Source organism: Acinetobacter sp. TYF_19 (assembly GCF_043105125.1).
Lineage (GTDB): Bacteria > Pseudomonadota > Gammaproteobacteria > Pseudomonadales > Moraxellaceae > Acinetobacter > Acinetobacter johnsonii.
Map to the genome: position 1 here is coordinate 175,877 of NZ_JBICLH010000084.1, position 12,663 is coordinate 188,539.

Annotated in this window: 10 protein-coding genes; 6 read left to right on the top strand and 4 right to left on the bottom strand. The window is 39.8% G+C overall.

What is annotated here, in order from left to right:
• Positions 1-14: 14 nt before the first annotated feature.
• A complete protein-coding gene (gene mnmG / locus ACF8FD_RS13755) occupies positions 15-1,895 on the top strand; it encodes a tRNA uridine-5-carboxymethylaminomethyl(34) synthesis enzyme MnmG (protein WP_234304794.1) in 1,881 nt (626 codons plus the stop codon).
• A 60-nt stretch (positions 1,896-1,955) separates the two neighbouring features.
• On the opposite strand, the gene ACF8FD_RS13760 is transcribed toward mnmG, so the two are convergent.
• Positions 1,956-3,893, bottom strand: coding sequence for an SIR2 family protein (locus tag ACF8FD_RS13760; RefSeq protein ID WP_234304795.1), 1,938 nt, complete (start codon positions 3,891-3,893; stop codon positions 1,956-1,958).
• A gap of 496 nt (positions 3,894-4,389) precedes the next feature.
• On the bottom strand, positions 4,390-5,391 hold the full coding sequence (locus tag ACF8FD_RS13765) for a YafY family protein (RefSeq protein ID WP_078425881.1): 1,002 nt from the start codon (positions 5,389-5,391) through the stop codon (positions 4,390-4,392).
• Positions 5,392-5,630: 239 nt separating this feature from the next.
• Between ACF8FD_RS13765 and ACF8FD_RS13770 the strand changes: the two genes are divergently transcribed.
• From ACF8FD_RS13770 to ACF8FD_RS13790, 5 genes are read left to right on the top strand one after another with little or no spacing between them, the layout of a single operon-like run.
• A complete protein-coding gene (locus ACF8FD_RS13770) occupies positions 5,631-7,181 on the top strand; it encodes a circularly permuted type 2 ATP-grasp protein (RefSeq protein WP_234304796.1) in 1,551 nt (516 codons plus the stop codon).
• 25 nt (positions 7,182-7,206) lie between these two features.
• Positions 7,207-7,809: an alpha-E domain-containing protein gene (locus ACF8FD_RS13775; protein WP_183175551.1), complete on the top strand. Its 603-nt coding sequence runs from the start codon at positions 7,207-7,209 to the stop codon at positions 7,807-7,809.
• Complete coding sequence (locus tag ACF8FD_RS13780) at positions 7,806-8,585, top strand: transglutaminase family protein (protein ID WP_234304797.1); 780 nt, start codon at positions 7,806-7,808, stop codon at positions 8,583-8,585. The genes ACF8FD_RS13775 and ACF8FD_RS13780 overlap by 4 nt, the downstream gene beginning before the upstream one ends.
• A 24-nt stretch (positions 8,586-8,609) precedes the next feature.
• Positions 8,610-9,344: a proteasome-type protease gene (locus tag ACF8FD_RS13785; RefSeq protein WP_176537901.1), complete on the top strand. Its 735-nt coding sequence runs from the start codon at positions 8,610-8,612 to the stop codon at positions 9,342-9,344.
• Between the two features lie 47 nt (positions 9,345-9,391).
• Complete coding sequence (locus ACF8FD_RS13790) at positions 9,392-9,817, top strand: BLUF domain-containing protein (RefSeq protein ID WP_039890155.1); 426 nt, start codon at positions 9,392-9,394, stop codon at positions 9,815-9,817.
• A gap of 31 nt (positions 9,818-9,848) precedes the next feature.
• On the opposite strand, the gene alr is transcribed toward ACF8FD_RS13790, so the two are convergent.
• Together alr and dnaB are read right to left on the bottom strand one after the other, a co-directional pair.
• Positions 9,849-10,919, bottom strand: a complete 1,071-nt coding sequence (gene alr, locus ACF8FD_RS13795; RefSeq protein ID WP_392453484.1) for an alanine racemase — start codon at positions 10,917-10,919, stop codon at positions 9,849-9,851.
• Between the two features lie 47 nt (positions 10,920-10,966).
• A complete protein-coding gene (gene dnaB, locus ACF8FD_RS13800) occupies positions 10,967-12,412 on the bottom strand; it encodes a replicative DNA helicase (protein WP_004696432.1) in 1,446 nt (481 codons plus the stop codon).
• Positions 12,413-12,663 lie beyond the last annotated feature (251 nt).

Genomic DNA, 12,663 nt, shown 5'->3' on the forward strand with positions numbered 1-12,663 from the left:
TCTCCTTTACCACTATGCATTATCCTAAAGTTTACGATGTCATTGTTATCGGCGGCGGTCACGCAGGTACAGAAGCAGCATTGGCTGCGGCACGTATGGGGCGACAGACTTTACTCTTAACTCATAATATTGAGACTTTAGGGCAGATGAGCTGTAATCCAGCAATTGGTGGTATTGGTAAATCGCATTTGGTGCGTGAAATTGATGCCTTAGGCGGTGCAATGGCATTGGCTGCCGATAAAGGTGGTATTCAATTCCGTATCCTAAACTCACGTAAAGGTGCAGCCGTTCGTGCAACTCGTGCACAGGCAGACCGTATTCGCTATAAAGCCGCGATTCGTGACACTTTAGAAAACCAAGCAAATCTCGATATTTTCCAACAAGCCGCAGACGACCTGATTGTTGAGGGTGATACTGTCAAGGGCGTTGTAACTCAAACGGGTATTCGCTTTGATGCGAAAACAGTCGTACTCACCGCAGGGACGTTCTTGGGCGGTGTAATTCACGTTGGTCTTGAAAAATCAAGTGGTGGCCGTGCAGGTGATCCACCTTCAATTTCACTGGCACACCGTTTACGTGAATTGAATTTGCCAGTGGGTCGTTTAAAGACAGGTACGCCACCACGTATTGATGCGCGTTCGGTTGATTTTTCTGTGATGATTCCACAGCCGGGTGACTTCCCATCACCGACTATGTCATTCATGGGTGATGCATCTATGCACCCTGAACAAGTGAATTGTTATATTACACATACCAATGAAAAAACCCATGACATCATCCGCGGTGGTTTAGACCGTTCTCCGATGTACACTGGTGTTATTGAAGGTGTAGGCCCACGTTACTGCCCATCCATTGAAGACAAAATTCACCGTTTTGCCGATAAAGACTCACACCAAGTATTCTTAGAGCCTGAAGGTCTAGATACACATGAGCTTTATCCAAATGGTATTTCAACTTCACTTCCGTTTGATGTGCAGTTTGAGCTGGTTCGTTCAATTCGCGGGATGGAAAATGCGCACATTTTACGTCCGGGCTATGCTATTGAATACGATTATTTCAACCCGCAAGCGTTGAAGTTTACTTTAGAAACCAAAGCTATTAATAACTTGTACTTTGCCGGTCAAATCAATGGTACGACAGGGTATGAAGAGGCGGGTGCACAAGGCTTGCTTGCAGGCTTAAACGCTGCGCGTCGTGCGTGGGATCAAGAGCAATGGACACCAAAACGTGATGAAGCCTATATGGGTGTATTGGTGGATGACTTGATCACGCTAGGCACGAAAGAACCGTACCGTATGTTTACTTCACGTGCCGAATATCGTTTGATGCTACGTGAAGACAATGCGGATCAACGTTTAACGCCAGTGGGTCGTGAAATGGGCTTGGTGGATGATGAGCGTTGGGCAGCTTACTGTGAAAAAATGGAAGCGGTTGAACTGGAAACAGGTCGCTTACACCACCTTTGGGCGGCACCAAACAACCCAATGGGCAAAAAGTTTGTTGAAATGACTGGCGCAGATTTATCGAAAGAATGCTCTGCGATTGATTTGTTAAAACGTCCGAATATTTCATTTGCTCAAATTGCGGAGCTCACAGGTTCTGAAGTCTCTGCACAAGTGGGCGATCAAATTGAAATCGCGGTGAAATATGCAGGTTATATTAACCGTCAGCATGAAGACGTTGCACAAATGAAGCGTTTGGAAGAAACTAAAATTCCTGCTGATTTTAATTATGATGTCGTTTCAGGCTTATCTCGTGAAATTACTTTAAAATTGAAAGATGTACGTCCTGAGACATTGGCTCAAGCAAATCGTATTCCGGGGGTAACACCTGCAGCAGTGCAATTAATCATGATTACGATCCGTAAAAATGCACAAGCGAAAAAATCTGCTTAAGATTTTGAGTTAATAAAAACCCGCCAAGTGCGGGTTTTTATTAGTTAGATTAGGTATTAGCTATATTTTTTTATCTAAATTATTTAAGGTAGAAATGGCTTCATTATAGTTGTATCTCAAGTCTTGATCTTCGGGTTTAAGCTTTAAAGTCTTTTCAAAATACTGAATTGCTTTTTGTGCTAGATTTATATCATTTTTTAATTCAGCAAGAGCACATAGGCTGATAGCATAATTTTCTAAATTACTTACATGATTTGGTTCAATATTTAATACATTTTCACAAATATCTTTTGCTTTTTCAAAAATGTACTCATCTTCATTGATTTTAGCTACTCCTAAAAGGCAAGTGATATAGTTTGTTAAGACATTCAGGTCTTGAGGCTTTAGTTTTTTAGCTTTCTCTAATTGCATTAAAGCATGGTTATATAGGTTTGAGTCTTCATTCAATTGAGCTAAATAAAAAATGGCAATACCATAATCGATAAGAATTTGAACATCATTAGGAATTATCTCTAATGACTTTTTATAAAATTTAAAAGCCTCATTAAATAGACTCTCGTTACCGCTAAGTAAAGCCAATTTTTTATATGCATTTGCATAGTTTTTTAAAAAAATAGGATCACCTTGTAATTCATTTAGTAAATTTTTATAGAACCCTATGGCTTTTAAGATAAGATGCTTATCTTTTTTGAAAGCCCCTATTTGAGTTAGAACGATTGCATATCCTTGAATTAGTTTTAGGTCTGTTATTTTAGGATTTATTTGAAAGCATGTTTCGAAATAGTTTAATGATTTCTCTAAGTAATCCTGTTTACCAGTTAAAGCGCTTTGAATTCCGACTTCTGCGTAAGCTTGGTAGAAGTTAATTTGCAAAGTTATCGCTTTGTCAAAATATTTTTGAAATTGATGGTCATCTTTAGTTAAAAAATTTAATGCCTTACCTAAATACGCAGAAGCAACAATTTTTGAAATTGGTTTTAGGGTTAAGTCGAGTGTTTTAGCTTGATTGATAATGTAATCAAATTTACTAGTATGTAATGCCTCTGCTAATTTGATAATTGTAAAATTTGGTTTATTTATATCTACAATAGCTAGAGTTTTCTTCGTGTCCTCTAATATATCAACCTCAGTATCTGATGTTGGTAGTGGGAATTGATTAACTAACTCACAAATTCCTTTTAAATGATTAATTGGGTCTTTAAATAATTCTGTAGGAAAGCATTTTAACTCTATTGCGAGTTCAAGAAGGAATCGGTCAGCATCCTGTTCACCAATAAAATTTCTATGATTAGGGTTCACGTCAATAAATTGCTTCACATTATTGTTTGGCTCTTTTACATAATCAATCCAAAATAAACGATGTTGCCCAATAAAACCTTCATCGACAAGTTTAAAGAATGAATCTGCTCCACCACTATAGCCAATAAATAATGTGGGTGAGTTATTAATAGTATTTTTAATAAAATTATTTAATTTTTCAGCTTGTTTTTTAGTATCAATATCTGAGTTTGCAAGTTGAAAACCACTCCATTGTCCATGAAGGTGCACAATAGATTGATTGGGAATAGCAGAAAAGTATTCTTCTGAGAGAACTTTCAGATCATAAGTTGGTGGGAAAAAATTATCTAAGCTACATGCACGATTAAGAATATTATCAAAATTGAAAGTTAGAACTTTACCAATATAGCCTTCCTTCAAAAGACTGGCTAAAGCGATATGTGCCCAATTGATTTTTGCTTTTGAAATGTGTTTTTCTATCAGAGTTTTTTGTTCATGTGGGGTAAGCTTCCCCATACATGAACCATAATCTTTTTTCTGAGTATCAGTTAATGCTCTAAGATTGCTTTTGAATTTTTTATTAATTTCGGCTACAAGTTCGTTCGCTAAAGGCATTCCTGCACTTTTGGAACAGCCTGCACCTGTGAAAATAATGACAGGTAAACCTTGTTTTTTATTATCTTTTAAAGTTTTGGCAATATCTTTAACTGAAAAACTCATTTTATAACTTATTAAAAAATATAATTTTTTTATTATATGGAATTTAAATCAAATTAACACTGATTTTTCTCTTAAAAAAAAACCGCATTATCATGAGGTTTTTTTATAGCTTAATTTTAGTGAATCAATTTTGACTATGATTTGATCATAAGGCTGGCTTTTTGTTTTGGCAGATAAACAAAGCAAAATAGTTGTTTAAGATAAAAACAGATAAAAATAGCCAATCATGTTATTTCACAAAAGTATTGCCGTCTTTTAAATTGATTTTACGTTCTTAACATGAGGTCAACACCATGACAATGAAATCGATCCGTTTTAACAGTGGAGAGCTTGCATGCCAATGCTAGTTTGTATCAATCACCAAAAACAGCGCACTTATCTTGGTTTAGGGGAGGCATTAAACCAAGATGAGCAATGAAAACGACAAACTCAAGCAATTCAAATATCTAATACCAAAAAAACTGTAAGGCCCCGAATACTTGGGGCTTTTTTTATTTTAGTCAGTGATGGTTTGATTAACTGCATCACGAACTTCTTTGGGTTCAATGTGACTAATTTTATGACCAAAACTACGTAACCACCACACCAGTTGATTGGTAAAAGGTACGGTCGCATGAACCAAGATTTGCCCATTTCCAAGCGGTTCTAAAACCTGATTGGTACTGAGTTTGGTTTCTTCCAAATACAGTGCATCTATTTCAGTCATGGTCAGGGTAAGTGCAACGGTTTCTGTGGGTTTTGAAAAGTCTACACGGAAACCTAACGCACCTGATTCGATGTATTCATCGATATCAAAATTGACTGGGTGTAAGGCACGTGTGTTTAAAACCGTAGCTGATTTGAAACGGTGCAGCGCAAAGGTCTGAATATCGGTTTTGTCGTGGCGAGTACAAATCAGATAAATAATTGCACCTTTTTGAACCAGTGCGAGTGGATTGAGCGTATAGGTTTTTGCTTCAGCCGCTTGGTTTAAGCCTTGATAAACGCATTCCAGCTGTTTGTCTTGGAGCAGTCCTTCATAGATGGCTTGCTGCGCTGTTTTCTCCACAATTGGGGGAATCAGTGGTTGTGTCGCAGGGACAATGCGTACGCGGTTAATCCATTGGCGTACATTGTTTTGGGTAGAGAGGCTACGACGTGCTAAGTCAAACCATGGATTCATTTCTTCAATTAAGCTTGGTGGAAGTAGATGTTTAAGGTGTTCTTCCACCATCATAAACGTTACCGCCTGAGAGCTGGTCATGTGCGGTAAGCTTTGAATTGGAGCATCAGAACGCCAGCGCCAACCTTGAGGCACAGCCCCATTGTTTTCAATCGGAAAGCGTTGAGAGATTTGGTTTAAATCACGTTGAATGGTTCGCAAAGTAATATCGATGCCTTCACGTTGTAAAATCTCTTGCAGCTCTCGAGTCCCCATCCATTTTCCAGTGGAAAGGCGAGACAAAATTTGCCATTGGCGATAGAGACTATTGGACGTTTCTTTTTCTTGTATAGACATAGTTTAATAAAATATAGGAGTCGAAATTACTTACTTGAATGTGAACACAATAAGAAAACTCATTCGTTTAAGCAAGCTTTGCTTGAAATTTTTCAGTTATATTTTTTGACACAACTTAATGCGAAATAGAATTGAAGCAATGCGTTTTTTATCGATTAATAAACAAAGCATCTTTAGAAATCCATGGCATAGATATTGCTACGTATGGGTTACATATCGATAACAATTGAGAGGTTTGTATGTTTAAAGAAGATAAAGATACAAATGTAAATACGATGTTGGACGGATATAAGCTTAACTCTCCTGTATTAAATCCGATTCACTCTCATGATCGTCTATCGAACCAGTCTGCTGGATTGTTTCATCAAATGACCTCGAATTTCTTTAATGAAATGACAGATGACCAAGCGATGTCTGGTGAGGCTTGTACGCGTATTGAGCACTGGTTGTCACAGCATAGTGTAGAAGAACTCGAAGAACTGAACCAAATTGCCAAACAGCATTTTTTATATGAAGGTATTACGTTTACTGTATATGGTGAATCTGAGGGCATTGAGCGCACCATTCCTTATGATTTAATTCCACGTGTGATCGCTAAACAACAATGGAATAAAATCTCCCTTGGCTCTGCACAACGTGTGCGAGCTTTAAATCTATTTTTACATGATATTTACCATCAACAAGACATTCTCAAAGCGAAAATTATTCCAGAACTGCAAGTGTTGACGCATGAGGCTTATCAACCGCATATGTATGAGCACCGTTTAAAAGGTCAGATTTATAGCCAAATTAGTGGAATTGATATTATCCGTGATGGGCAGGGTGAGTTTTATGTACTCGAAGATAATTTAAGAACGCCATCGGGCGTATCTTATATGCTTGAAAGTCGTAAGATTAGTGAAAAACTTATGCCTGATTTGATGCAGAAGAACCATATTTTAGGCATAGAACAATACCCACAATTACTAAAAGAAATCTTGGCTGAAAATGCTTATGTCGATCAGCCTTTCATCGTGGTGTTGACACCGGGACGTTTTAATAGTGCCTATTATGAACATGCTTTTTTAGCCCGTGAAATGGATGTGCCTTTGGTGACATCACGCGATTTATTTGTAGAACATGATAAGGTCTATGTCAAAACCATTCGTGGCCGTCAACGAGTAGATGTGATTTACCGACGTTTGGATGATGCATACCTTGACCCGCTGTGCTTTATGCCGAATAGCACTTTAGGTGTCGCAGGGTTGATGTCGGCTTATTTGAGTCATAACGTGGTTATTGCGAATGCACCAGGCACAGGGGTTGCGGATGATAAATCGATTTATCCTTATGTCGATAAAATGATTCAGTTTTATTTAGGTGAAAAACCTATCTTAAAAAATGTTCCGACATATCAATGCCGTGACAAGCAAGATTTGGCTTATGTACTGGAGAACCTTGAGCAGTTAGTGGTCAAAGAGGCGCAAGGTTCGGGTGGGTATGGTATGCTGATTGGACCGCAAGCCTGTAAAAGCCAAATTGAGCAATTTAGAGATAAGCTCATGGCGACACCGCATTTATATATTGCCCAGCCCACATTAGAACTTTCTGTCAGTCCAACCATGACTGAATCGGGTGTGTCTGAGCGTCATATTGACCTTAGACCGTTTGTGCTCAGTTCACCGTATCGTACCGAAATTGTCCCTGGTGGTTTAACACGTGTTGCGATGAAAGAAGGTTCGTTGGTGGTCAACTCATCCCAAGGAGGAGGAATTAAAGACACTTGGGTTGTGGAAAACTTACATTCATAAAATAAACAAATATGAGGGTAGAACTATGATTTTATTAAGCACCAATGCTGAAAATATTTTTTGGTTAGGGCGTTATTTAACACGTACTCAATATTTGTGTGCTCAGTTTCCTTTTACCCAAGATCAGCCTGCAATCGATTATGCACATGCATTTTGTTTGCCTGCTTTTGATGCGTGCTCACTGAATGAGCTGATTTTAAACCCAAACAACCCTGCTTCATTTAACCAGCAATTTCAAAGTGCTAAGAGTAATGTGCAAGACTTGCGTGGGATTTTATCTGCAAAGGCCTATGCGGAACTGAATCAATTTATCAAAAATGCCACTGAAAACACCGCCTATATTTGTGATGTGGTTGGAGAGTGTCAGGATGTACTTGAGTCTGAAGCCAGTGATGTCTTTTTATTCTTTAGTTTGGGGCAAATGATTGAGCAGCTTGACCGTCAAATTCGCCTGAAACAAGATGCACAAAATACTTTAGTTGAAATAGAAAACATCGTCATGTTGTTAAAAGAAATGGGCTGGCTAAATTTGGCACAGGCTTGGCTAGAGCTTAAGTCGCAACCTGATGCGATGAATTTTTATCATTTTAGTGATTATATTCAACAATTGTTTGAGGTTGATGTATGAAACTTATGATCAATCATCAAACGCATTATCAATATAGTGAATTGGCGTTGAACAGTATTCAATATATCAAAATGACACCTACGAATAATTCACACCAAAAGGTATGTCATTGGCATGTGAGTGTGCCAGGAGAGCGAGAAGAAAAACGGGATGCCTTCCAAAATATTTGGATTACCAGTTCACAACGTGAAGCGTATCAACAGCTGACCATAATGGCGCAGGGCATTGTTGAAATTAATAGCTTGGCAGAACATGGCATACAAGATCGGCTGAATCCCAATTTATTTTTACAACCGACGCCCAATACTCAGTGCAATGCCGAAATGAAGGCATTTGCACATCAGTATGTGCCTGCGCTGAATCGGGAAAATTTGATGAAACTGTCAGAAGCCGTTTTAGCGCATATTCCTTATGTACCAGCCGAAACCTCGGTGCTCACTTCGGCAATCGATGCATTCAATGGGCAGCAAGGCGTATGTCAGGATCATAGTCATGTTTTTATTGCCATGTGTAAGCATCTTGGCTTACCGGTACGTTATGTATCGGGGTATTTGCATGTGCCTGAAACTTCACACCTTGCCAGTCACGCGTGGGCCGAGGTGTATATTGATGATGCATGGTATTGTTTTGATACCAGTAATCAATTGTTCAAACCACAGTCACATATCTATGTAGCTATTGGGCGCGATTATTGGGATGTGGCTCCCGTTCGTGGCGTACGTGAAAAAGGTGGGGTGGAATCGATGCATTCCATGGTACAAGTTTTAAGTTGTTAAGGTTTAGCTGAAAAAGGATGTTCTATGACCTATTGTTGTGCACTTCGTCTTCAAGATGGTTTGGTTTTTATAAGTGATACACGTACGAACGCAGGTGTAGACCATATATCCGTGTTTAGGAAGCTGTATACCTTTGGTGTAGAGGGTGAACGCTTTATTGCGATTCAAACCTCAGGAAACTTAGCAACGACTCAAGCGGTGATTGGGCATTTAAAAAATCATCTGGAGTTAAGCCAAGAACCGAATTTATATAGTGTCAATACCATGTTCGAAGCGGCTGAGTTGGTTGGACATACTTTGAAAAAAGTCTTGGCGGATATGGCACCAGACACGCAAGAACAAAGTAATTACTACTGTAGCTTATTGGTCGGTGGCCAAATTAAAGGGGCAGAAATGCAACTTTATAATATTTATCCGCAGGGGAATTTTATTTGTGCGACCAAAGATACGCCGTATTTTCAAATTGGTGAAAGTAAATATGGAAAGCCGATTCTAGATCGTGCATTACGGTATGACATGCCCTTAGCCGAAGCGGTGAAGTGTAGTTTGATTTCTTTTGATTCAACCTTACGTTCCAATGTTTCTGTCGGTTTGCCCTTAGATGCTTTGGTGTATACAAGAGATAGTTTACATATTCCAGTGGGTAAGCGGATTGATGAAGAAGATCCGTATTTTTCAAGCATCAGTAAGCAATGGTCGGATACCTTAAGAAAAGGATTACAAGAATTGGCAAAGCCGACGGATGACTATTTAGTATAAACGTGTTAGATGCTAAAAATAATGAAATCAATCAATTGGGGAAGTCTATGCGGCAAATTTGCTATGCAAGTACTTCAACTTCGGATCATGTACAGCTTCTTCAAGATGTTCGGGACATTTTAAGCGAAGCATGTGATTTTAATACAGTACATAATATTTCAGGCGTTCTTTATTATGCTGATCAGCATTATTTCCAGTGCTTAGAAGGGGATGAAGCTGCTTTAGAATTATTAATGTCGAAATTATTGAAAGACCCTAGACATAAAGATATTAAAGTCTTTGAGGCGAAAACGATTCACGCGGCACATTTTAGAGCTTGGGGCATGAAGTATGTGCAACGTATGAGTAGCGTACATACCAAAATGCGTGAGATGGGTTTTGCAAAATTTGAACCGCAGAGTATGAGTCAACAACAAATTGATCAGTTGTTACAAGACCTTTACGATGCCCAGTCTGATGAGAGTTTGTGTTGAAAAAAGCCCAAGTAGAACTTGGGCTTTTTTGTTAGATTTGCTTACGTATAGGGCGATTACTTAACCGGCAAAGTAGCTCATAACCAATGGTTCCATTGGCTTCCGCAACATCGTCAACTAAGCGGTTTTCACCCCAGAGCTCAACCTTTGTACCGAGTTTGGCGTTTAAACCCGTCACATCGATCGCAATCATGTCCATTGCTACTCGGCCCACAACAGCTACTGCCTGACCATTTATAGCAACATAGTTTTGCTTTGAAAATGCACGTGGATAGCCATCTCCATAACCAATCGAAACAATGGCCAGTTCAGTTTCTTGGTTTGCGACAAAATGTGAACCATAGCCGACACCTTCACCTGCTTGAATGGTATTTAATGCAATAATTTCCGCCGTGAAGGTCATAACTGGCTTTAAGTCTAAGTCGTGTGTATTTTTATCGGCAAAAGGTGATGCACCGTAAAGCATGATGCCAGGACGAACAAAATCAAAATTAAGTTCAGGCCATTTAAAAATAGCAGCTGAGTTACAACATGAGGCTAGAATCGGTGAGCACGCTTCTTTGATGTGTAGAAATTGCGCACGTTGCTGCTCATTGAGTGGGTGATCCGCATCGGCATTGGCAAAGTGCATTGCCAGTACACATGTAAAGCCTTCTGCTTTCAATGAGTCGATGACATCAATGATTTCGGCAACTTTAAAGCCTAAACGGTTCATACCGCTGTTGAGTTTGACCCAGACTTTGAGCTTTTGTGCGATATATGCGGTTTTATGTGCGATCAACCAATCGACTTGCTGTTGCTGATGAACCACACACTCGATATTTTGCTCAATGACGGTTTGCATTTCATCTGCTGAGAAAACACCTTCAATCAGTGTAATCGGTTGTTTAAAGCCGAGTGCACGAATTTCCAGTGCTTCTTCTAAACAGGCGACGCCAAAGGCATCGGTTTCACTTAAGGCTGCTATACAGTCTTTGACTCCGTGTCCATAAGCATTGGCTTTGACCATGCTGACGATTTTCGCGTTTGGGGCAAGTTGTTTGACACGGTTTAAATTATATTGCAGCGCTTGGCTATCAATATAAACTGTTGCTTGACGCACCCTAATTACTCCTACAGGGTCATGGAAAGGCGACGATGAGGCTTTAATTATTCCTCATCATCGTACTGAGCATAAAACTCAGGGGATAAGTTACTAAAGCGGGTATATTGGCCTTCGAAAGCAAGTCGAACGGTACCAATAGGGCCGTTACGCTGTTTGCCAATAATAATTTCGGCAGTGCCCGCTTCTTTGGACTCTTTGTTATAGACTTCGTCACGGTAAATAAACATGATCAAGTCGGCGTCCTGCTCGATCGCACCGGATTCACGTAAGTCTGACATCACGGGACGTTTGTTTGGGCGGTTCTCGAGGGAACGGTTAAGCTGAGATAGTGCAATTACAGGGCACATCATTTCTTTGGCAAGAGCTTTTAGGCTTCGCGAAATTTCCGAAATCTCACCGACACGGTTATCCCCCATGCCTGGTACTTTCATCAGCTGTAAGTAATCGACCATAATGCAGCCGAGTTTACCATCGTGCTGTTTGGCAATACGACGTGCACGTGCTCGAACTTCTGTAGGTGGAAGAGCAGAGGAGTCATCGATATAGAGCTTTTTCTCTTGCAGTTGCAAAATGGTGCCGGTCACTTTTGACCATTCATCACCATCGAGTTTACCCGAACGTAAATGGCCCTGATGGACTTTTCCGTAAGATGAAATCAAACGCATGGCGATGGAGTCGGCTGGCATCTCCATGGAGTAAACCAAGGCAGGTAGGTCATTATTGAACAGCACGCTTTCAACCAAATTCATGGCAAAGGTGGTTTTACCCATCGATGGACGCGCTGCAACAATAATCAAATCACCTGCTTGCATACCCGAAGTTTTATTGTCGAGTTCAAGAAAGCCTGTGGTTAAGCCTGTAATGCTGCCTTCCATTTGCGACAGCTCATTCAGCTTATCAAAGACATCGGCCACAACTGTATTGATGGCTTTAGGCCCTTGAGCTTTGGCGTTGTTATTGTGTTGTTCTGCCAAGGAGAAAATATTGGTTTCGGCCAAATCTAAAATTTCACTGACGTTACGACCTTTGGTGTCATAGGCATTTTGTAAAATTTCAGAGCTGACCTTAATCATGCTACGCAAAGTTGAAAATTCTTTGATCTTGGTGGCATAAGTTTCCATGTTATAGAAACTAGACGGGGAGTCTGCCATCAATTGCATCAGGTACTCTTCACCACCAACCGCATCGAGTAGGTTTTGTGTGGTGAGCCAGTCATGGACTAAAACCGCATCATAGGGTGAGCTGTCTTTGGAGAGTTGCGCAATCGCACGAAAAATATATTTATGGCGCGTCGCATAAAAGTCATTTTCAGTTAGGACATCGCCAACTTGTTCAAAGGATTCAGCAACCGTCATTAAAGCGGCAAGTACGGCTTGTTCCAATGCTAAGTTATGCGGAGGTGTACGGAATTCTTTCAGTTGCCCTGACTCATTCGGTTTATTGTCTTGTTTCGATGAGCTCTTTTGAGCAGTGGCATTCGCCTGTGACATATAACGCCCTGATTTTTAATACAGTAAGAGGGATAACTTAAGATAAATTTCACTGTAAATTTGGAAAAAATTACAGCCATTTAACTCTATGCACTTTATCAAAAAATGCAGCTGCTGTGTGCTGAATTCAAGGCTTATGGATAAAACCCATAATATTCAAATTTGGCATTTTGCGGGGCAGGCTGATGAAGTTTTAAGCTGAGCGAAGAAACTACTTTTTCATAGAGATAAAAAAAAGAGCATGCAAAAGC